At 68.4% G+C, this 19,898-nt stretch carries 20 protein-coding genes; 10 read left to right on the forward strand and 10 right to left on the reverse strand.

Annotation, left to right across the window (positions count from 1 at the left end; translation table 11 throughout):
• Positions 1-8 precede the first annotated feature (8 nt).
• The 3 genes from ACR2MZ_RS00285 to ACR2MZ_RS00295 all read left to right on the forward strand — a co-directional run bounded on the left by ACR2MZ_RS00285 (position 9) and on the right by ACR2MZ_RS00295 (position 4,404).
• Entirely contained in the window at positions 9-1,301 is a 1,293-nt protein-coding gene (locus tag ACR2MZ_RS00285) for an adenylosuccinate synthase (RefSeq protein ID WP_434003200.1), read from the forward strand.
• Positions 1,302-1,387: 86 nt separating this feature from the next.
• A complete protein-coding gene (gene hutU / locus ACR2MZ_RS00290) occupies positions 1,388-3,043 on the forward strand; it encodes a urocanate hydratase (protein ID WP_434003075.1) in 1,656 nt (551 codons plus the stop codon).
• A 26-nt stretch (positions 3,044-3,069) separates the two neighbouring features.
• Entirely contained in the window at positions 3,070-4,404 is a 1,335-nt protein-coding gene (locus ACR2MZ_RS00295; protein ID WP_434003076.1) for a formimidoylglutamate deiminase, read from the forward strand.
• Between the two features lie 26 nt (positions 4,405-4,430).
• On the opposite strand, the gene ACR2MZ_RS00300 is transcribed toward ACR2MZ_RS00295, so the two are convergent.
• The 5 genes from ACR2MZ_RS00300 to ACR2MZ_RS00320 form a co-directional block, all read right to left on the reverse strand.
• Positions 4,431-5,333, reverse strand: coding sequence for an alpha/beta hydrolase (locus tag ACR2MZ_RS00300; RefSeq protein WP_434003077.1), 903 nt, complete (start codon positions 5,331-5,333; stop codon positions 4,431-4,433).
• Positions 5,334-5,429: 96 nt separating this feature from the next.
• Positions 5,430-8,549: a DNA polymerase III subunit alpha gene (locus tag ACR2MZ_RS00305; protein WP_434003078.1), complete on the reverse strand. Its 3,120-nt coding sequence runs from the start codon at positions 8,547-8,549 to the stop codon at positions 5,430-5,432.
• Between the two features lie 192 nt (positions 8,550-8,741).
• On the reverse strand, positions 8,742-8,993 hold the full coding sequence (locus ACR2MZ_RS00310; protein ID WP_434003079.1) for a hypothetical protein: 252 nt from the start codon (positions 8,991-8,993) through the stop codon (positions 8,742-8,744).
• Positions 8,990-10,150, reverse strand: coding sequence for a DNA polymerase Y family protein (locus tag ACR2MZ_RS00315; protein WP_434003080.1), 1,161 nt, complete (start codon positions 10,148-10,150; stop codon positions 8,990-8,992). Before ACR2MZ_RS00315 ends, ACR2MZ_RS00310 begins: the two co-directional genes overlap by 4 nt.
• The gene (locus ACR2MZ_RS00320) at positions 10,129-10,887 is read right to left on the reverse strand and encodes a P-loop NTPase family protein (protein ID WP_434003081.1); all 759 of its coding nucleotides are present in this window, start codon (positions 10,885-10,887) and stop codon (positions 10,129-10,131) included. Before ACR2MZ_RS00320 ends, ACR2MZ_RS00315 begins: the two co-directional genes overlap by 22 nt.
• Positions 10,888-11,049: 162 nt before the next feature.
• On the opposite strand from ACR2MZ_RS00320, the gene ACR2MZ_RS00325 reads away from it, so the two are divergent.
• From ACR2MZ_RS00325 to ACR2MZ_RS00345, 5 genes are all read left to right on the forward strand, one after another.
• Complete coding sequence (locus tag ACR2MZ_RS00325; protein ID WP_434003082.1) at positions 11,050-11,781, forward strand: Type 1 glutamine amidotransferase-like domain-containing protein; 732 nt, start codon at positions 11,050-11,052, stop codon at positions 11,779-11,781.
• 126 nt (positions 11,782-11,907) lie between these two features.
• A complete protein-coding gene (locus ACR2MZ_RS00330; protein WP_434003083.1) occupies positions 11,908-12,318 on the forward strand; it encodes a type II toxin-antitoxin system VapC family toxin in 411 nt (136 codons plus the stop codon).
• Between the two features lie 41 nt (positions 12,319-12,359).
• Positions 12,360-12,632, forward strand: coding sequence for a hypothetical protein (locus ACR2MZ_RS00335; protein ID WP_434003084.1), 273 nt, complete (start codon positions 12,360-12,362; stop codon positions 12,630-12,632).
• Positions 12,629-12,814, forward strand: coding sequence for a hypothetical protein (locus tag ACR2MZ_RS00340; protein WP_434003085.1), 186 nt, complete (start codon positions 12,629-12,631; stop codon positions 12,812-12,814). Before ACR2MZ_RS00335 ends, ACR2MZ_RS00340 begins: the two co-directional genes overlap by 4 nt.
• A 158-nt stretch (positions 12,815-12,972) precedes the next feature.
• Positions 12,973-14,982 (forward strand): molybdopterin-containing oxidoreductase family protein, encoded by a 2,010-nt coding sequence (locus tag ACR2MZ_RS00345; protein ID WP_434003201.1) that lies wholly within the window; start codon positions 12,973-12,975, stop codon positions 14,980-14,982.
• An 18-nt stretch (positions 14,983-15,000) separates the two neighbouring features.
• Here ACR2MZ_RS00345 and ACR2MZ_RS00350 read toward each other — a convergent pair whose 3' ends face one another.
• The 5 genes from ACR2MZ_RS00350 to ACR2MZ_RS00370 all read right to left on the reverse strand — a co-directional run bounded on the left by ACR2MZ_RS00350 (position 15,001) and on the right by ACR2MZ_RS00370 (position 18,185).
• Positions 15,001-15,405: a type II toxin-antitoxin system VapC family toxin gene (locus tag ACR2MZ_RS00350; RefSeq protein ID WP_434003086.1), complete on the reverse strand. Its 405-nt coding sequence runs from the start codon at positions 15,403-15,405 to the stop codon at positions 15,001-15,003.
• Positions 15,389-15,667 carry a type II toxin-antitoxin system Phd/YefM family antitoxin gene (locus ACR2MZ_RS00355; RefSeq protein WP_434003087.1) on the reverse strand — a complete coding sequence of 93 codons (279 nt, stop codon included), beginning with the start codon at positions 15,665-15,667 and terminating at the stop codon, positions 15,389-15,391. The genes ACR2MZ_RS00350 and ACR2MZ_RS00355 overlap by 17 nt, the downstream gene beginning before the upstream one ends.
• A gap of 45 nt (positions 15,668-15,712) precedes the next feature.
• Entirely contained in the window at positions 15,713-16,888 is a 1,176-nt protein-coding gene (locus tag ACR2MZ_RS00360) for an NAD(P)/FAD-dependent oxidoreductase (protein WP_434003088.1), read from the reverse strand.
• 179 nt (positions 16,889-17,067) lie between these two features.
• On the reverse strand, positions 17,068-17,442 hold the full coding sequence (locus ACR2MZ_RS00365; RefSeq protein ID WP_434003089.1) for a DUF2089 domain-containing protein: 375 nt from the start codon (positions 17,440-17,442) through the stop codon (positions 17,068-17,070).
• Positions 17,439-18,185: a DUF4097 family beta strand repeat-containing protein gene (locus ACR2MZ_RS00370; protein ID WP_434003090.1), complete on the reverse strand. Its 747-nt coding sequence runs from the start codon at positions 18,183-18,185 to the stop codon at positions 17,439-17,441. The genes ACR2MZ_RS00365 and ACR2MZ_RS00370 overlap by 4 nt, the downstream gene beginning before the upstream one ends.
• Before the next feature lie 75 nt (positions 18,186-18,260).
• On the opposite strand from ACR2MZ_RS00370, the gene ACR2MZ_RS00375 reads away from it, so the two are divergent.
• Both ACR2MZ_RS00375 and ACR2MZ_RS00380 read left to right on the forward strand, forming a co-directional pair.
• Complete coding sequence (locus ACR2MZ_RS00375; protein WP_434003091.1) at positions 18,261-18,896, forward strand: metallophosphoesterase family protein; 636 nt, start codon at positions 18,261-18,263, stop codon at positions 18,894-18,896.
• Between the two features lie 34 nt (positions 18,897-18,930).
• Complete coding sequence (locus tag ACR2MZ_RS00380) at positions 18,931-19,827, forward strand: DnaJ C-terminal domain-containing protein (protein ID WP_434003092.1); 897 nt, start codon at positions 18,931-18,933, stop codon at positions 19,825-19,827.
• The last annotated feature ends 71 nt before the right edge of the window (positions 19,828-19,898 follow it).

Consider the following 19,898-nt stretch of genomic DNA (forward strand, 5'->3'; position numbering starts at 1 on the left):
GCGGCCCGCTGATGGTCATCATCATCGCCGGCGCCCAGTGGGGCGACGAGGGCAAGGGGAAGGTGATCGATCTTTTGGCCGAGAGGGCGGACATGATAGTCCGACCACAGGGTGGCGCCAACGCCGGCCACACGGTGGTCACGGAGGACGGCGAGTTCAAGTTCCAGCTGCTGCCAAGCGGGATCCTCTATCCGCACGTGACCTGCGTCATCGGCCACGGCGTGGTGGCCGATCCCCGGGTGCTGATCCGCGAGATCGATCAGCTCCGTGAGCGCGGGATCGAACCCGACAATCTGGTGATCAGCGAGCGGGCCCATATGGTGATGGGCTACCACCCGGTCTTCGACCAGCTGGAGGAGGGAGTGCGCGGTGACGATCGCCTGGGCACGACCCGGCGGGGGATCGGTCCCGCCTACTCGGACAAGATCCGGCGGATCGGCTTTCGGATCGGCGACCTGCAGAAGGAAGCTTTCATGCGCAAGAAGCTGGACTTCGTGGTGGGTCAGGTCAAGAACCCCATCCTGACCGACCTCTACCGCGACAGGACCTTCGACTGGGAGGAGATGCTGGCCGAGTACAAGCACTACGCCGAGCGTCTCAATCCCTACATCAGAGACGTCTATCCGCTGGTTCAGGACGCCCTCGAGCGCAAGGCCAACATCCTGCTCGAAGGCGCCCAGGCCACCATGCTGGATCTGGATCTCGGCACCTATCCCTACGTCACCTCCTCCAACACCACCGCTGGCGGGGCGCTGACCGGTTCCGGTATCCCGCCGACCAGAGTCGACCTGAGCCTGGTCGTCTGCAAGGCCTACACCACGCGCGTCGGCTACGGGCCCTTGCCCACCGAGCTGACCGACAGCACAGGGGATCAGATCCGGGAGAAGGGCGCCGAGTTTGGCACTGTCACCGGCCGGGCCCGGCGGGTCGGCTGGTTCGATGGGCCGGTGGCGCGCTACGCCGTCAGGGTGAACGGCGCCGAGTCCATGGCGCTGACCAAGCTGGACGTGCTCGACGAGCTGCCGGAGGTTGGCGTCTGCACCAACTACGAGTTCCGGGGCAAGGTGCACGATCACCCCATGGCCAACATCTCGCATCTGAAGCACTGTGAACCACGCTACGTCAGCATGCCTGGCTGGCAGGCTCCCATCGGCCAGTGCAGGACCTGGGACGACCTGCCCGCGAACTGCCGCGTCTACGTTGAGCGGCTCGAGGAGGTGGCCGGCGCGTCGATCGATCTGATCGGCGTCGGACCGCGGCGCGACCAGTTCATCATGAGGAAGCGCAGCTTCTTCGGATAGCGGGCGGTTCGTCGCCCGCTGGGCGGCCGCGCGGGATAATTCAGCTGACCTTGAAACGCCGCGCACTGCAGGGATAAGGAGAAGCGATGGAAGGCGCCCGGACGGTCCGCTCCCCGCGCGGCACAGCACTGACAGCTCGCTCCTGGCAGACGGAGGCGCCGCTGCGCATGCTCATGAACAACCTGGACCCCGACGTGGCCGAGCGGCCGGAGGACCTGGTTGTCTACGGCGGCACCGGCCGGGCAGCGCGGAGCTGGGCGGCCTATGACGCCATTGTCCGCACGCTGACCACCCTCCAGGAAGACGAGACGCTGCTGGTCCAGTCGGGCAAACCGATCGGCGTGATGCGGACGCACGAGTGGGCGCCTCGCGTGCTGATCGCCAACTCCAACCTGGTCGGCGACTGGGCGAACTGGCCTGAGTTTCGCCGCCTGGAGCAGCTCGGTCTGACCATGTACGGCCAGATGACAGCCGGCTCCTGGATCTACATCGGCACCCAGGGCATCCTGCAGGGCACCTACGAGACCTTCGCCGCGGTGGCCGCCAAGCGCTTTGGCGGCTCGCTGGCCGGCACGCTGACTGTGACCGGCGGCTGCGGCGGCATGGGGGGCGCCCAGCCGCTGGCCGTGACCCTGAACGGTGGCGTCTGCCTGGTGGTGGATGTCGACGCCAGCCGGCTGCAGCGGCGGGTGAAGCACTGGTACCTGGATGAGCTGACCCACGACCTGGACGACGCGATCTCGCGCTGCCTGGCCGCCAAGCGGGAGCGGTCAGCCCGTTCCATCGGCCTGGTCGGCAACTGCGCCACCGTCCTCCCGGAGCTGTTGCGGCGGGGCATCGCTGTGGACATCGTGACCGACCAGACCTCTGCCCACGATCCACTCGCCTATCTCCCCGAAGGGGTGGCGTTCGAGGAGTGGGAAGAATACCGCAAGCGCGATCCGCAGGCCTTCACCACCCGAGCCCGCGAGTCGATGGCGAAGCACGTGGAGGCGATGGTCGGCTTCCTCGCGTCCGGAGCTGAGGTCTTCGACTACGGCAACTCGATCCGAGCCGAGGCACGCGAGGCCGGCTACGAGCGGGCGTTCGACTTCCCCGGCTTCGTGCCCGCCTACATCCGGCCCCTCTTCTGCGAGGGCAAGGGGCCGTTCCGCTGGGCAGCGCTCTCCGGCGATCCTGACGACATCTTCGCAACCGATGAGGCGGTGCTGAAGCTCTTCCCCGAGAACGACCACCTGCAGCGCTGGCTGCGGGCGGCGCAGGACCGCGTCAGCTTCCAGGGACTGCCGGCGCGGATCTGCTGGCTGGGCTACGGCGAGCGGCATCTGGCCGGCCTGCGCTTCAACGAGATGGTCGCTTCAGGTGAGCTGGTGGCGCCGATAGTGATCGGCCGCGACCATCTCGACTGCGGCTCTGTGGCTTCTCCCTACCGGGAAACCGAGGCCATGGCCGACGGCTCCGACGCCATAGCTGACTGGCCGCTGCTCAACGCCCTGGTCAACACCGCCAGCGGCGCCAGCTGGGTTTCCATCCACCACGGCGGCGGTGTGGGCATCGGCAGGTCGATTCACGCAGGTCAGGTGACAGTGGCCGACGGCACCGAGCTGGCTCGCCAGAAGATCGAGCGGGTGCTGACCAACGACCCGGGCATGGGCGTGATCAGGCATGTCGACGCCGGCTATGAGCTGGCCGACCAGGTGGCGGTTGAGCGGGGCGTGCGGGTGCCCATGCGTGAGGGTTAGGCGGGCGACCGCTGGACCCAGCTCGAGTGGCTGAAGCGGATCGCGCCACGGCGCAGAGCTGGTTCGCCGAGCACGCCCTGCTGCCCCAGGGGCACGCCCGCGACGTGTTGTTCGATGTTGCCGGCGGCCGCTTCACAGCTGTCACTCCCAACGCCTCGCAGGCCGGCGCCGAGCGGCTGCCCGGGATCGCCCTGCCTGGGTTCGCCAACGTCCACAGCCACGCCTTCCAGCGCGCGCTGCGCGGCCGCACTCACGATTCCGGCGGCACCTTCTGGAGCTGGCGGGAGCGGATGTACGCGGTAGCCGAGCGCCTTACGCCCGACAGCTATCTGGAGCTGGCGCGAGCGACGTATGCGGAGATGGCTCTGACCGGCGTCACTGCGGTGGGCGAGTTCCACTACCTGCACCACGCCCCGGGCGGCGTGCCGTACGCCGATCCCAACGCCATGGGCGAGGCGCTGCTGCAGGCGGCGCGCGAGGCCGGCATCCGGATTGCCCTGCTGGACGCGTGCTATCTCGCTGGCGGTCTGACCGGTTCGGGCCACACGCCGCTCGAAGGCGTCCAGCTGCGCTTCGGCGACGGTGACGTTGAGGGCTGGGCCGGCCGTTTCGCGCGCCTTGCCGGCTCCGACACGGCGGTCATCGGAGCGGCCCTGCACTCGGTGCGGGCGGTGCCTGCTGCCTCGATCCGCGCCGCCACTGCAGCCGCGGCCGGCGTGCCGCTGCACGTCCACCTTTCGGAGCAGCCGGCGGAGAACGACGTCTGCCGCGCCTTCTACGGCTGCAGCCCGGCCGCTCTCCTGCAGAACGAAGGAGCTCTGAGCCCGCTAACCACCGCAGTGCACGCGACGCACGTCAGCCAGGATGATGTGGCGCTGCTCGGTGACACCTCAGCGCAGGCTTGCCTTTGCCCCACCACTGAGCGAGACCTGGCCGACGGCATCGGACCCGCGCTGCAGCTTCATGAGGCGGGCGTCAGGCTCTCGCTGGGCAGTGACCAGCACGCGATCATCGACCTGCTGGAGGAGGCGCGGTCGCTGGAGATGGACGAGCGGCTGGGCAGCGGCCGGCGGGGCCGGTTCGCTCCCCGGGAGCTGCTGGCGGCGCTGACGCGGCATGAAGCGCTCGGCTTTCCAGAGGCCGGCCGCCTGGCGGTGGGGGAGCGAGCTGACCTGGTAGCTGTGCGGCTGGACAGTGCGCGCACTGCCGGCAGCGATCCGGCTCAGGTGCTGTTCAGCGCCACCGCGGCGGACGTCGACACTGTGCTGGTCGACGGCCGGCTGATAGTCAAAGAGGGCCGCCACCGGCTGGGCGACATCGGCCGTGCGCTGCAGGCTGCCGTCGAACCGCTCTGGCGGTGAGGCCAAAAACGCACCGTCAAGACGCTTCAGTCAGGACTGTTGAGGTGCTGGGCGAGAAAGGCGGCGCATTCCGCCAGCGCCGACTCGCTCCTGTCCAAGATCGCATGCATGCGGAGGAAGCCGTGGATCATGCCCCGCTGATCGCTGACCTGGATCGGCACGCCCGCCTCCCGCAGCCGCCTCGCGTAAGCGAGCCCCTCGTCGTACAGCACGTCGTACTCGCAGGCCATCACCAGCGCGGGCGCGACGCCGGTCAGTGAGCCCGCTCGGAGCGGGGAAGCGTCGGGCTGGGTGCCCTCAGCACCGTTCAGGTAGTGATCCCAGTACCAGCGCATCGAGTCCCGCGTCAGGCCATAGCCCTCCGCGTTCCTTTCGTACGAGGCCGTCGCGAGGTCCTGGTCCATCACCGGGTAGATGAGCAGCTGCGCCGCGAGAGGCGTGCCGGCGTCTCGGGCCTTCAACGCCAGGACGGCTGCCAGGTTGCCGCCTGCGCTGTCGCCGGCGACTGCCACTTCCGGCGCCTCCTGGGCAGCCCAGCGCAACACTGCCCAACAGTCCTCGACGGCGGCAGGAAAGGGATGCTCCGGCGCCAGCCGGTAGCCGATCGAGACGACGCGCAGGCCGGTCCGGTTGGCGAGGTTGCGGCAGACCCCCTCATGGGTTTGGAGCGAACCGCACACCCAGCCGCCGCCGTGCATCCAGAGCAGGATGGGCGCAGCTCTGTCCGGCTCGGCCTCGTAGATCCGGATCGGGACGCCGCTGACCACTTCATCCCGCACCCGTGCGATCGGCTCCAACTCGCCCCAGTTGACGGCAGTCCCGTCCTCCATCAGCCGCCGCGCCTCGGCCGGCGGGAGCTTGGAGGTGGCCGGGATCCCCAGCTCCGCCTGGCGGCGAAGATACGTGGCGGCCTGGGGATCGAGCGGCATTGCGGCCTCAGTATGAGGGCGGAGAAGGCTGGCTATTCGCTTCCACAATCACACGGCGCCAGCCTGCTTTCTTGGTCCGCCTGTGCGTTGGGTGGACTACTTGTAATCGTGTGAGTGGGAGGTTTCCTTGCTGGCGCCGGGCAGGGCGGCGATCTTGGTCACCAGGAGTGACCAGACGCCGTCCTGAGTCTGAACCTTGCCATCCACCACCAGCACCGGGGCCGACGCTTCCCGGCGGTATTGCTGGTACACCTCAGGCTTGATCGTCAGGTTTACGTGGCCCCGCTCGTCCTCCAGGGTGAAGAAGCGGATCTGATTGGCAGTCGACGGCGCCTGGCGGGTGATTACCAGCCCGCCCACCCTGATCAGGCGTCCCGCCGGCTGCCTCAGCGCTTCGCTTGAGATCAGGACGCCCAGCGCCTGCAGCTGTTCGCGGTGGAACTCGATGAGATGGCGGCCGGTGGAGACATTGGCGATGCGGTACTCCAGTCGAGTGGCCTCCTCTTCGCTCAGGCTGGGCAGTGGGGGAGCGGCGGCGGGCAGGCGCAGCTCGGGCTGCTGTTCGAGCTTGCGGCGCAGGCCCCGGCCGTCCCAGCGCTCCTGCCAGCCCCAGAGCAGAGCGCGGCGGGGAGAGGCTTCGGGCCGCATCACGCCGTGCAGCGCGTCGAAGGCGCCGATCATGACCAGATTGACCACAGCCTTCGGATTGAGAGGAGCGCCGCGCAGCCGCTCCAGGAAGTCGTCGAGGGAGCGGTAGGCGCCGCCGCGCTCCCGCTCCTGGACGATCGCCAGCCGGCCCGGCTCGCCCAGATCCCGCAGGTAGTTGAAGCCGATCCGCAAGCTCGGCGCCTCGCCCGGCTGGACCGGCACCGGCAGGCAGCGCTCGACCGACCGGTTGACGTCCACCGGCAGCACTTTCACGCCATGCCGCTTGGCATCCTCCACCAGCACGCTCGGGTGGTAGAAGCCCATCGGCTGGTTGTTCAGGAGGCCGCAGCAGAACTCGGCCGGGTGGTGCAGCTTGAGCCAGGCCGTCTCATAGGTGGTGCGGGCAAAGGCTGCCGCGTGGGAGCGGCAGAAGCCGTAGACGGCAAAGCCCTGGACGGCGCTGAAGAGCTCATCGGCCACCTCTTTAGGCACGCCGTTGCTAAGGCAGCCGTTGACGAAGTCGCCCTCCAGAGACGACATCTCGACCCGGTTCAAGTGCCGCGTCATGGCGCGGCGGAAGCGGTCGGCGCCGGCCGGTGACATGCCTGCCACCTGCATTGCGATCTCCAGGATCTGCTCCTGGTAGAGGATGACGCCCAGCGTGTCGCGCAGGACCGGCTCCAGCAGCGGGTGCGCGTAGGTGACAGCTTCCCGGCCCTGCTTGCGCCGGATGTAGGGGTGGACGGCGTTGCCCTGGATCGGTCCCGGCCGGATGATCGCCACCTCGACCACCAGATCGTTGAACGCGTTCGGCTTGATGCGGGGCAGCGTCATCATCTGCGCCCGTGACTCGATCTGGAAGACGCCGATGGTGTCGGCCTGGCTGCACATCTCATAGACCTCGGCATCGTTGAGTGGCAGCTCGTCCAGATCCGGCCGGCGCCCAGTCGAACGCTCGATCAGCTGCAGTGTCTCGGCGACCACCGAGAGCGTGCGCAGGCCCAGCATGTCGATCTTGATCAGACCCAGATCCTCGATGTCGTTCTTGTCGAACTGGACCACCACCCGGCCCGGCATGGTGGCCGGCTCGACCGGCACGATGTCCACCAGCGGCTCGCCGGTGACCAGCATGCCGCCCACATGGATGGAGAGGTGGCGGGGGAAGCCCTGTACCTCCTGGACCAGGCGCCGGAAGTGCTGCCAGAGAGAAGAATCGAACCGCTCGGGCGGGGCGCCGGCCGTCTCGATCACGGTGTCCACGTTCTCCTCGAACCAGCGGTCGACGCCCTTGGCCAGGCGGTCGATGAGGTCGATCGGAAACCCGAGCGCCTTGCCCACCTGGCGGATCGCCATGCGAGGCCGGAAGGTGACTACGTTGCAGACCATCCCGGTCCGATCCCAGCCGTACTTGTCGTAGACGTATTGGATCACCTGCTCGCGGTGCTCGGTGGAAAAGTCGATGTCGATGTCGGGGGCGCTTGTCATCTCCTCGTGCAGGAAGCGCTCGAAGAGCAGGTTGTGCTCGATCGGATCGACCCGGGTGATGCCGAGCACGTAGGCGATGATCGAGTCAGCGGCCGAGCCTCGGCCCTGGCCGGGCACGCCGTGCTCTTTGCCAAACCGCATCAGGTCCCAGTTGATGAGGAAGAACTCGGCCAGACCCGTCTTCTCGATGACCTCCAGCTCGCGCTGCAGCCGGCGCGCCACGGCCGGCGTGATGGGGTGATAGCGCCGGCGGGCGCCCTGTTGGGCGAGTTGGTAGAGGTAACTGAAGGGCGTCTCTCCGGGTGGCACGGGATAGCCGGGGAAGCGAACCCGGCGGAAGTCCAGGTCGACCCTGCACTCCTGGGCCACGTCCCAGGTCGCGGCCAGCGCTTCCTCCTGGCCCTTGAATAGCTGCCTCAGATCGGCACCGCTTTTCAGGACTCGCTCTGAGTTGGGCGGCAGGAGGTGGCGGGCGGTCTCCAGCGTGGCGCGATGGCGAATGGCGGTGAGCACGTCGTGGAGTGGCCGGCGGGAGCGATCGTGGTAGCGGACGTCGTTGGTGGCGAGGACCGGCGCCCGGCAGCGGCGGGCAAGCTCCGCCCGGCCGGCCAGGAGCCAGTCGTCCTCCGGGCGCAGGTGATGCTGCAGCTCGACGAAGACCTGGTCTCTACCCAGCGCCTCCTGGAGCTCTCGGAGCCGCGCCTCCTCGTCGGTGGCGGTGAGGATGAAGAGGTCTCGGCAAAGCCCGCTCAGGGCGGCCAGTGTGGTGCGGGCCTCACCCTTGGGCTGATCTTTGTGGGCCAGGCTCAGAAGGCGGCAGAGGTTGGAGTAGCCGGCGAAAGTGCGCGCCAGCAGGGTGAGGTCCTGGCCGTCCACTTCCAGGCAGGCGCCGATGATCGGCCGCACGCCGACCTGCCGGCAGGCGTTGAGGAAGCGGACGGCGCCGTAGACGCCGCCGGTGTCGGTCAGCGCCAGGGCCGGCATCTCCAGCTCGGCGGCGCACCGGGCCAGCTCAGGGGGGTGGGAGCCGCCGTCCAGGAAGGAGAAGTTGGAGTGGCAGTGCAGCTCGACGTAGGGGTTCATGGGGGCGGTCGGTGGCTTCGGCGAAGCTTAAGTTGCTGGCGTACGGCAGAATCTTCACAACCACTGTTGCCAACGTCTACGTCGCCTGAATATGATCGTTGAACCCCCCGGGTGGGGGGTTGGGGCGGTGGGTAGCTAACCGGTGATTTGGAGTGGGATTGGTGCAAGCTGAGGGTCAGCCGCTTCCAGCGCTCAGTCATAGACACGTTCCACGAACCAGCGGCCGGCTTCCAGGTCGCGGTAGATCTCACAGAGCAGCTGGCCGCCCAGGAGCACTTTCCAGTACTCCCGGGAGACGGGGCGGCTCCACCAGTCCAGCTCCGCCAGCCAGCGCTGGACCGGCTCCACCTCGCCGATCAGCGGTTCGGCCTGCAGCCAGCGTGGGCAGCCGGCGGCGTCGGTGCGCACCTCCAGCTCACGCGGGGGATCGACCAGGAACGTCACCTGGGCACCAGGGAGAAGCGCTGGGCGACCAGCGGCGAGGCGAGAAGCGCCGGCTGCACCCTGAGCGTCATCTCGTCGCCGTAGCGCTCCTGCAGGCGCTCCAGTGCCGCCTCCACCTCCTCCGCCGAGCGATCTCCGCCCAACCAGAGATGCAGCTGGCGGCGGCCGGCGCCCTCCAGCTCCGGCACCTCCAGCGCCAGCTCGACAGCGCCCTGCGGCCCCGTCAGCTGCAGCTCTCTGATCCAGGCCCCGGCCAACCCGAACAGCTCCGCCGCGCTGGACAGCGGATGTCTCACCAAAGACTCCCGGAGGAGCGGCTCGGCGATCCCCTCCAGATTCACCCGCAGGCGCAGCCGCTTGGCCCCTGCTCCCCGCCAGCCCAGCTCCTGGGCGAGATCTGCGGCCAGCGTCCGAGCGATGAAGAGCAGCGCCTCGCGATCCTCGACAGGCGGCTCCAGCTGGCGGTGCGCGCTCATGACGCCGGCCGGCCGCCAGGGCTTGAGCGGCAGCGGCTCCTCGCCTCGGGCCAGCAGCACAGCCGTCCGTCCGGCCTTGCCCAGCTGGCTCTCCAGCCGGCGCGGGCCGATCGCCGCCAGTTGGCCCAAAGTGCGCAGCCCCAGCAGCTCCAGGCGTTCAAACTGCTCAGGCTCCAGATCCAGCTCTCGGCTGGGGAGCGGAGCCAGGAAGGCGGCAGCGTTCTCAACCCTCAGCACCCGTCCGGGCGCCGCCCGAGCTGCAGCCAGGGCAGCGCTGAAGGGACCGGGCGCCAGCCCCAGCCGCGGATTCCAGCCGGTGACCGCCTCCAGCCGCCGGCGCGCCTCGGCGATGGCCTGACCGAGCTTGGGCACGCCGTCCAGATCCAACCAGACCCGGCCGTCACGGCGCACCTGGACCACGGGAGCCAGGTCGTAGAGGGCGCTGGCCAGCCGGTTGGCCAGCCTCGCGGTCGCCTCAGGTTGCGGCTTGACGAAGGTGGCGGCGGGACAGAGCGCCTCGGCCTGAGCCGGCGTCAGGCCGGGCTGCACACCAGCGCTCCGCGCCTCCGGCGAACAGGCTTGAACCGGCTCCCCGGCCTGGCTGACGATCACCGGCCGGCCGCGCAGAGCAGGATGCAGCGCCAGCTCTAGATCAGGGACTAGACAGCAGCAAACCGCCATGCCGGCAGCTCCCTCACGTTCGTCTCCTCAGCCTGAGTCTCCCGTACTGCGTGGGCCTGGAAGAGCCGCGCCCCCAGTGCGTAACGCAGTTCCAGCTCAGCCTCTCCGCCCGGCGCTGCCAGCTTGTTCTTCCGGCAGCCGAGCAGGGTGCGCAGGCCCACCGGCAGGCCCCGCTCCCAGATCCAGTCAGTCCGCTGCAAGCTCAGGCTCAAGCTGGAGGCGAAGGCCAGCCCCTGCGGCGCGGGCTCTCCAGTCACCGCCAACACTGCAGAGCCGGAGCGAGCGGCGGCGGATTCGAGCGGTGCCAGGGCCGGCTCAGGCAGGGAATCGAGCACCAACAGGCAGCCGGCCCCGGCCCGGGCCAGGGAGACCGCCGCCTCGCCGGCGGCTGTTGCGTTCGGTGGCCTGACCAAGGTCAGGTTGCGCAGGTCCGCGCCGAGCGAAGCAAAAGTCCAGGGATCGAAGCTCCGCTGGGGGTCCAGCACCACCACCTGGGCGAACTCCCGCGTGGCTCGGGCCAGCAGGGCCAGTCCCAAGGTCAGCTTGCCGGAGCCCGACCGGCCGGAGAGGAGCCCGATCCGGCCTCGTGGCCAGCCTCCGATGCCGCTCAGCCGGTCGACCGCCGGAATGCCTGTCGGCCAGGGCTCGGCCGCCGGCAGCCGCGTGGCCCTGACCAGGGACTGGTCGCCGAAGCGGACATGGATCGCATCGATGGCTCGCTGGAGTTCGCTCTGCATCTTCTTTTGGGAGGAGATGCCCCCGGCGAGGACGTGGGAAGAAGAGGAGGCCAGCCCAGCTTAGCGAACAAACGTTCGAGGGTCAAGCCGGAGGTTTGAGGCAGCCGCCTGGTTAGGCTGAGCGCAGCTGTGAAGGACAGGCACACCTTGAGCGGTGACTGAATGGCGGCAGCCGCGCCGACCATCCTGGCCACGTCCGGTGGCTTCAATCCCGGCCGCCGGCGCCCGATCGAGCCTGGGCCGCTGATCGACTTCGCCTTCGAGCTGGCCGGCCGACCCCAGCGGCCGCGCTTCTGCTATCTCGGCACCGCCTCGGGCGACAACCCGGTCCAGCAGGCCTGGGTGTACGGGGCCTTCGTGGGATCGGAGGTGCAGGTCTCGCACCTGGCGCTGTTCACCATGCCGAACGTGGTCGACATCCGCGCTCACCTGCTCGCCCAGGACGTCATCTGGGTAGGCGGCGGCAGCGTGGCAGGACTGCTGGCCATGTGGCGGCTGCACGGCCTGGAGCCGATCTTGCGGGAATGCTGGGAGGCGGGCGTGGTGCTGGGCGGGGTCTCGGCCGGCTCCATCTGCTGGCACGTGGGCGGCACCACCGACTCCTTCGAACCGGACCTGCGCCCGATCGACAACGGGCTGGCCTTCCTGCCCTTCGCCAATGGCGTGCACCACGACGCCGAGCCGCAGCGTCGGCCTCTCTTCCAGCGGCTCATCGCCGAAGGTGTTCTTCCCGATGGCTACGCGACCGATGACGGCGCCGGGCTGCACTACCGGGCCCAGGAGCTGGTCGAAGCGGTCAGCGACCGCTACGGGGCCTTCGCCTACAGCGTCGAACGCACTGGCACCACCGGCGCAGAAGAGCGCCGGCTAAAGACCCGGGTCCTGGCCGACTGAGGATTGGCGACTGCCCCGAATCCGGTGACCGCGGATCTATGCTGTCTACGAGTACTCCTCGCTGACCGTCCTCGATCATCGTTCGGCCGATGACATCCTCGGCTATGACGAGCATGGCTTGCCGGCATGAGCGCTGTGGTGGTGGACGCCTCAGCCCTGGTCGCCATACTCCGCCGGGAGTCCAACTACCTTTGGCTCTTGGACCAGCTCAAGCGAGCGTCTCCTCGTTTGATGGCGGCTCCGAACGCTCTCGAGCTGGGCATCGTGCTGGAAGCCCGTTCCGGTCCGCCGGGGACGGGGATCTCGCAGCGCGCGTTGCGTGACGCGCAGATCCAGGTTGAGCCGTTCGATGCAGATCTGGCTGAGCGAGCGCTGATCGCCTGGCGACGCTTCGGCAAGGGACGCCATCCCGCTGCCCTGACCTTTGGCGACTGCTGTACCTATGCGCTGGCGGAGCTGACAGGCCATCCGATCCTGCACCTGGGTGATGATTTCACGCGCACCGACCTGCAAACGCTGCAACCGCCACCCCCTTAGCCGGCCGGCGGAGCGGGCCCGGCTTTACGATTGCTGAGCAGATGATCAGGGTGGAGGCCTCGCCGACGGCTGCGGGCTGGGACTGCGCGGTCGCGATCTCGGAGGGCGAGAACGTGAGCCGCCACAACGTTCGGGTGAGCAAGGAGGACCTCCAGCGCTGGGGCCGGCCGGGCGACGCTCCCGAGCACCTGGTCAGGCAGGCTTTCGACTTCCTGCTGAAGCACGAGCGCGCGGATCAAATCAAGCTCAGCTTCGAACTGGCTGAGATCAATCAGTACTTTCCCGAGTTCGAGCGGGAGTTCGCCAACCGGTGAAGTGCCCTGTGCAGTGCTTCGAATGCGGCACCTTCAGCATGGAGCTGGACCTGAGCCAGGATCACCAGCACATCGCCTGCGAGCGCTGCGAGCGGATCTGGTGCGCCATCTGCCTGGGCCGCGTCGAGTTCACAGTTTCGAAGGAGTGGCTGAAGCAGCAGCGAGTGGCGCATCTCAACTGACGTGCAAGGGGAGGCAGGCCTCCTTTGACGCCGCCGCTGGTCTTCTGGTGACTTCGCTCGGGGCGCGACCGGCCATCCCTACCATGGGCAGGATGACTGCCTCTGGCCTGAGAGAGCTTCCCATGGTGCCGGCAGCGGGTCATCGCACTTTCCGGACCATGTGTCCCATGAACTGCCATCCCACGTACTGCGGGATGGTGGTGGAGATCGAGAACGACAGAGTCCTCTCGATCAAGGGTGACCTGGAGAACCCTGACAGCCGCGGCTTCCTCTGCCTGCGCGGGCGGGCGGCGGTCGAGATCGTCGACAACCCAAAGCGGCTACTCAGGCCGCTCATGCGCGACCGCCGCGAGCCGGGTGCCTGGTACGAAGCCAGCTGGGAGGCAGCGCTCGATCGGATAGCTGACGGCGTGCGCCAGGCGACCCCCGCCAAGACCTCAGTCTGGTCGGGCCACGGCGTCTACGCCAACGGGTATGGCGGTCCCCTCTGCACGCGCTTCGCCCACATGCTGGGCGCGCAGGCCTGGGTTCCCGCCATCGTCTGCTGGGGGCTGGGCGGCTTCGGCTTCTCGCTGACAGGGGTGACCGAGGTCAACTCCATGGAGGACCTGGCCCGCAACTCCGACCTCGTCCTGCTCTGGGGCGCCAACTTCGCCAGTCAGGCAAACACTGCGCCGCGCGTGCTGGCCGCTCGAAAGCGTGGCGCCACAGTGATCGCCATCGACGTTCGGCGAACAGATACCTTCAAGCACGCTGATCACGGCTTCGTCCTGAGACCCGGCTCCGATGCGGCCCTGGCGCTGGCCCTGATGCAGGTGATCATCGGCGAGGGCCGGCACGACGCTGCTTTTGTGGCTGAGCACACAGTCGGGTTCGAGGAGCTGGCGGCTCACGTGCGCCAGTACACGCCCGAATGGGCGGCGGCGGAGACCGGGCTGGCGGCGACTGACATAGTCGAGCTGGCGCGTCTCTATGCGGCGAGCAAGCGCTCGGTCATAGTGGCCGGCGGCAGCTCCATGCACAAGAGCGGCAACAGCTGGCACGCGGCCCGCGCCATCGCCTGCCTGCCGGCGCTGACCGGCAGCCTCGGCCGGCCAGGCGCCGGGATGGGACCAAGACACTCCGCCCTCTCCCACGGCATGGGACGGAGCTCGATCGTGCCGCCGGATCGCAAGTCGCCCGAGGACTCGATGGTCAGCGAGATGAGCACCATCCTGGAGCAGCTGGAGGCGGCCCGGATCGAGGCGCTGCTGATGTTCGGCTCGAACCTGGCCAGCGACTTCACCGACGGCAACCGGATAGCGGCCTCGCTACGGCGGATGCCGCTGGTCGTCGGCTTCGACCTCTTCCTCAACGACACCCTCCGCGAGTTCGCCGATGTGGTGCTGCCGGGCACCTCCTGGCTGGAGGACACCGGCTTCAAGCTCACCAACACCCATGGCTACCTCATGGACCAGGGCCTGAACCGGCGGGGTGAAGCGCGTCCGCTCAGTTGGGTGCTGAGCGCACTGGCCGGCCGCTTGGGAATGGAGGGCTTCTTTCCCTGGCGATCGCCAGCCGAGCTGGTCGACGCCTTGTTCGACCACGACGCCACCCGGCACGCCAAGGTCGACGAGCTGCGCACGGCTGAGCCCCACATCGAGCTGGCGGTCGGGCACGTCGGCCATGCTGACCTCCGCTTCCCAACGCCGAGCGGGAAGGTGGAGTTCGTCACCGGCCGGGCCGAGGAGCTGGGCGTGCCGCGGGTGCCGGTGTACGAGCCGGCGCCCGAGAACCATCTTCGAGCTCCCCAGGCCAGCCGCTATCCGCTCGTCTTGACGCACGGCCGGACCTTCACACACTTTCATGGCTTCTACGACCACGGCCGAGCGCTGCCCTCGTTGGCGCAAGCGGATCCCTGCCCCCGGCTCTGGCTCAACCCGGCAGATGCCGAGCAGCGCAGCGTGGCTGACGGCGGGCCCATCCGCCTCTACAACGATCGGGGCGAGATGAAGGCCTGGGCGGAGGTCACCGATCGGGTGCCGCCCGGGGTGACCTGGATCCACGACGGTTGGGCGGAGCTAAACCGCCTGACCAGCGGCGCCCGCCTGGTCAGTGATGAGGCGGCGCGCGCCTTTCCCGCCGGCGCCGCATCCTACGAAGCACGGATCCAGGTGGAAGCGCGCTAGAGCAGGCTCAACCCGCGCTCAGCGCGGATCGGCGACGGACAGCCCCAAGGCGGCGGCCGCGCTGCGCATCCTCTCGTCGTAGGTGACGATTACGCCGAGATCGCCTCCGAGAGAGATTGCAGCAGCCAGGTGAATCGCATCCAGGGAACGTAGGCCCGGGGCTGCCAGGGCGCCGGCTTCGCGAAACAGGGCTCGGCTGATTTCCAGCACGGGCAGCGCCAGCAAACGCCGCTCGACATGGGCCCTGCGCACAGGCCCGTGGCGTTGAGCAGCCAGCAGAGCCTCAGTCCAGATGAGCGCGGCCGACACGAGCTGCGGCCATCCGCTCAGATAGTTTTCCAATGCAACCGTTTCTGGTTCGGGCCAGCACAGCTTGAGAAACGCTGACGTGTCGAGGTAGGCGTACTTATCGCTCGTCGGCACGCAGCTGGGCCAAGGTTACTGAGCCCAGCTGTTCGCCGGGCTGCAAAGGCGGCGGCGGACCCAGGTTGAGCAGATCCTCGGCACCCTCCGGCACCAGCAGCCGGCCTTCGGCGACCAATTGCTGACTCCGTGATGGCCAAGCCTTGACGATTCTGGCGATCGGTCGACCGTGGTCGGTGACTTCAACAGTCTCGCCGCGCTGCACTTGGCGCAGGGTCTGGCTCAAACCGTTCTTGAGGTCACGGATACCGATGCGAAGCATGGCTACATGGTAGCCACATCCTCGGGGATTCCGCCGTCCGGCCGCTCACCTGATGCCGCGCTCGGCATACGGCTCGCGATGCAGGATCCGTGCGTACCCGAGCCGCTCCAGGTCGATCGTCCGGTACGACCCGTGGAGGATGAGCTCCGCCAGCGCGCGGCCCACCCCCGGCGCGTGCATCAGGCCGTGACCCGAGAAGCCGCACGCCAGGTAGTAGTTGTCGAGTCGGCCCGGCCGATTGCCGATGACGGCGTTGCCGTCGAGGCGGTTCTGGTCGTACAGTCCGCTGCTGGTGGCGTGGAGCCGCAGCCGGTCGAGGCCTGGGCAGCGGTGCACAAGCGCCGGCCACACCGCCCGCTCGAAGTAGCCAGGGTCGGCTGCGGTGTCGAACCCGCCTGGCGCGTCAAAGTCGACCAGGCTGACCGACAGCCCCGACCCCTCGGGGTGGATCGCCAACCCACGCCCATCCTTCACGAACGGCAGCGCCGCGAATCCTGGCAGTACGTCGGGCGGAAGGTCGACTGTGTGCTCAAGCCGGAGCATCGGCTCGACCGGCACCGGCATGCCGGCGGCGGCAGCCAGCGCCGGAGCCCAGCAACCGGCCGCGTTGACCACGGCGTCCGCCCGCAAACTGTGCCCGGAGGCCAGGTCGACCCCCCGGACCGCATTCGCCGCCACCTCGACTCCGACTGCCCGCTCCTCGAGGAAACGCGAGCCCAGGTGTCGCGCCTTGGCCCGCAGGCCCTGGAGGAATGCGTGCGGATCCAGCCACCCGTCATCCGGTGAGAGCACGCCGCCGCCCAGGTCGGCGGAATCGATCGCCCGGTACCGTTCCTCGAGCGCCGGTGGGTCCAGCCACTCCGCGAGAACCCCGTGTTGCCGCTGCACGAGGAGGTTGGCCGCGAGGGTCTCGGCGTGGTCGGGCGTGGCGATGAAGAGGTAGCCGCGGCGCTGCCAGTGAAGGTCAGGCGGCGGCTGCCCATCGATCGCTGCCATCTCGGGCCAGGCCTGGATCACCTCCAGCGTGTACTGCGACAGGGCGATGTTCTCCGGCCGGGAGAAGAGCTGGCGCACACCGCCCGAGGCCCGCGCGGTAGCGGCCTCGGCGTACGTCGGATCGGGTTCCAGCACGACCACCTCGAGGGCCGAATCCGCCAGCTTCAGGTGAAGCGCCGTAGCACAGCCGACGATGCCGCCGCCGATGATCACGACATCGCTCATCTGCCCGCTTCCGCTCCCCGGCAAGTGTGGGCGAGGTGATCGCGCCTGGCCGCGGAAGCGCGGTCGTGATCAGGGGCCTCGATCCGCTCCCGGATCACTTGATAGTCATAGGCGGACGTATCTCGGGGCTCCTTGAGCGCTGCAGTCACAATTCCGGTGCCGCAGTCCAGCCGAATCACTCAACGGAGCCGGCCCAGCGCCTCGTCCACTCCGATCTCGCCCCGGGCCAGCCGCTCCAGCAGGTCCAAGCCCGGCGCGGGCTGCGGAGGCCCGGCCAAGCCCAACCGCTGGAGCAGGCCGTCGAAGCGAGCCCGGGCCGTGGGATAGCTGACGCCCAGGTGGCGCTCCAGATCCTTCATGTTTCCGCGGGAAGCGAGGAAGACTCTGAGCACTTCGCGATCTTCCGTACCGAGCGAGCAGAACTCGCAGGCGGCGAAGTCACCGGAGATCTCGGTCTCGCACGTCGGACAGCTGAGCCGCGTCAAAGCCAGGCGCTCAGCGCAGACGGGACAATCCCGCGGCGCTGAGCGCGGCGGCTGGCGCTGGTTCTTCACGAACCTGCGCTGATCTTCACATTGCCCATAGTGGCTTCGACGTCGAGGGTCGCCGCGCCGGCGCCTATCTTCCAGCCCTCGGCCGCCGAGTAGGTGCCGCCTTCGACCTGCAGGCGGGCCAGGTTGCTCTTGCCGGCGATGCGAACGCTGGATTCTGGTTCGAGGTGCATCCGCACGCTGCCCGCCTCACAGCGGATCTTCGAGCGGCCGGAAGTGAGCCGGCCGGAGAGACTCAACGAGCCCGCCTGCACGTCGACCTCCAGAGGTCCACGAAAGCCGCTGATCCGGGCAGCCCCGGCCTGGACCGTGGCCTTGATCGGGCCCTCCATGCCTGACACCTTCACGGTTCCGGCCTGCGCCTCCAATTCCAAGGCCAGCTGCGGGTTGACCCGGACCTCGAGAGCGCGAGCCTCAGGCCGACCGATCCGCACCTGCTTACGTCCAGCCCAGATGAAGGCAAACTCGCCCGACTCGTCGTCGCCCTCGATGACGAGGGTGCCGTGGTCGCGGCTGAAGGAGTGAGGGCCTGTCGCCAGCACCTCTCTAACCGCGGGATCACCAACCACCTTGATCGAACCCAGGGCGCGAGAGATGCGCACCCGCTGAATTGGTTCGCCCGGAGGTGGTGCGGTCGCCAGCCCGATGCTGCTGGCCGGTTCCTCGGACAGCAACCCAGCCGCCTCATCGGGGCTCAGCTCGCCGCTGGCAACGCGTTCAAGGATGGACCGCTTGTCATCATTCATATCGATAAGTGTAAAAGCCGATTGCCAAATTGGCAAGTCCGAATAACAATGTGAGAGAACCCTGACAATGGCGGGGTGTTCCGAGTCGGACTCATCGCTGACAGCCACTGCCCTGAATACCTGGCGGCCCTGCCCCTGCCCGCGCTCCAGCGAAGGCTGCAGGGCGTGGAGCTCCTTCTCCACTGTGGGGACGTGGCCGGCCCGGGCGGGGACGCAACCCTGGCGACGCTGGCCCGGATCGCGCCGGTGCTGGCTGTTCGAGGCGACCATGACGCCGCCCTGCCAGAACTGCCGCTACGCCGGGTGATCGAGGTGGCTGGTTGGCGGATCGGAATGCTGCACGGTAACCGCAGCCGTCTGCTGGAGGAGCCCCTCACCTTTCTCATGACTGTTGGACTGGGCGTGGTCGGACCGCCACGCTGGGGGCTCGCGGACTGGCTGCGCGGGCAGCTGCCGGATGTTGACGTGATTGTCTACGGCCACACACATCAGGCCCGCGTCGAGGAGTGGGGTGGCGCGCTGCTCGTGAATCCGGGCGCTCTCTACCAGGTCACGCCCCGCGAGGCGCGCCGCCGCCTCGGGCGCCGACCCGACTGGTTCGAGTGGTCCTGGCTGCAGGTCATGCGACACCGCCGCGACCAAGCGGTGCCCACCGTGGCCATCCTCGAGTTGGGCCAAAACCTCCGGGTGAGCGTCCTGCCCCTCGTGTAGCCGTCGCCCGCGCGGGGAAAAACTGTACACAGCAATGACCAACGTGAAGGACTACTACGAGATCCTGGGCGTCTCCCGCCAGGCCAGCGAGAAGGAGATCAAGTCGGCCTTCCGCAAGCTGGCCCGCAAGTACCACCCGGACGTGAACAAGGGCGATGCCGCCGCCGAGCGCAGCTTCAAGGAGGTGAGCGAAGCCCAGGACGTGCTCTCCGATCCCGAGAAGCGGAAGCTCTACGACCGCTACGGGGCTGACTGGCAGGCAGCCCGGGCGGCGGGGGCGAACGGGTCTGAACCTGCTTACAGCGCCTCGGCAGGTCCCCGGACGGCCTATCAGGAGATCGACCCTGAGGAGTTCGAGCGAATCTTCGGTGCGGGCACCGCCGGCCGCGGTGGTGCTGCGGGCTTCGGAGACATCTTTGGCAACCTCTTCCGCGGCGGAGCCAGAGGGCGTCCCCAGGCCGGAGAGAGCGTCGAGCTGGACGCCGAGGGCGAGCTGGAGGTCAGCCTTCGCGAGGTGGCTGCCGGGACCAGCCGCCAGGTGGAGCTGCCTGGAGGGCGCCGCGTCGAGCTGAAGATCCCGGCCGGAGTCGAGGACGGCACAGTGCTGCGGGCGCCCGGTCTACGCGCGCGGGTCAAGGTCATGCCGGACCCGAAGTTCAGCCGCTCCGGCAAGGATGTCAGCGTTGAGGTCGAGGTGCCACTGCGGACGGCACTGCTCGGCGGCGAGGTCATTGTGCCGACGCTGAAGGGAAGGGTGGGTCTCAAGGTGCCTGCCGAGACGCAGAACAGCAAGCGGCTGCGGATTCGTGGTCAGGGGTTGCCCGACGCCCGCGGTGGCCAGCCGGGAGACCTCTATGCCACGGTCTCCGTCCGCCTCCCGCTGCCGCTGGACGAGAGAACTAAAGCCTGGGCGACTGAGCTGCCGGGCTGAGCCTCAGGACACCAACCGGCGGTCCAGCGGCTTGTCCGGTTGACTGCTGACGGCAACATGTCTGCCGGTTC

The organism is Candidatus Dormiibacter sp. (assembly GCF_050999135.1).
In the GTDB taxonomy this organism is placed as follows: Bacteria; Chloroflexota; Dormibacteria; order Dormibacterales; family Dormibacteraceae; genus Dormiibacter; species Dormiibacter spiritus.

Coding starts and splice junctions, on each gene's coding strand:
- ACR2MZ_RS00335 (WP_434003084.1), top strand. CDS start 12,360: ATGATCAGGGTGGAGGCCTCGCCGACGGCTGCGGGCTGGGACTGCGCG.
- ACR2MZ_RS00330 (WP_434003083.1), top strand. CDS start 11,908: ATGAGCGCTGTGGTGGTGGACGCCTCAGCCCTGGTCGCCATACTCCGC.
- ACR2MZ_RS00370 (WP_434003090.1), bottom strand. CDS start 18,185: ATGAATGATGACAAGCGGTCCATCCTTGAACGCGTTGCCAGCGGCGAG.
- ACR2MZ_RS00300 (WP_434003077.1), bottom strand. CDS start 5,333: ATGCCGCTCGATCCCCAGGCCGCCACGTATCTTCGCCGCCAGGCGGAG.
- ACR2MZ_RS00325 (WP_434003082.1), top strand. CDS start 11,050: ATGGCGGCAGCCGCGCCGACCATCCTGGCCACGTCCGGTGGCTTCAAT.
- hutU (WP_434003075.1), top strand. CDS start 1,388: ATGGAAGGCGCCCGGACGGTCCGCTCCCCGCGCGGCACAGCACTGACA.
- ACR2MZ_RS00315 (WP_434003080.1), bottom strand. CDS start 10,150: ATGGCGGTTTGCTGCTGTCTAGTCCCTGATCTAGAGCTGGCGCTGCAT.
- ACR2MZ_RS00320 (WP_434003081.1), bottom strand. CDS start 10,887: ATGCAGAGCGAACTCCAGCGAGCCATCGATGCGATCCATGTCCGCTTC.
- ACR2MZ_RS00360 (WP_434003088.1), bottom strand. CDS start 16,888: ATGAGCGATGTCGTGATCATCGGCGGCGGCATCGTCGGCTGTGCTACG.
- ACR2MZ_RS00355 (WP_434003087.1), bottom strand. CDS start 15,667: ATGCTTCGCATCGGTATCCGTGACCTCAAGAACGGTTTGAGCCAGACC.
- ACR2MZ_RS00380 (WP_434003092.1), top strand. CDS start 18,931: ATGACCAACGTGAAGGACTACTACGAGATCCTGGGCGTCTCCCGCCAG.
- ACR2MZ_RS00305 (WP_434003078.1), bottom strand. CDS start 8,549: ATGAACCCCTACGTCGAGCTGCACTGCCACTCCAACTTCTCCTTCCTG.
- ACR2MZ_RS00345 (WP_434003201.1), top strand. CDS start 12,973: ATGTGTCCCATGAACTGCCATCCCACGTACTGCGGGATGGTGGTGGAG.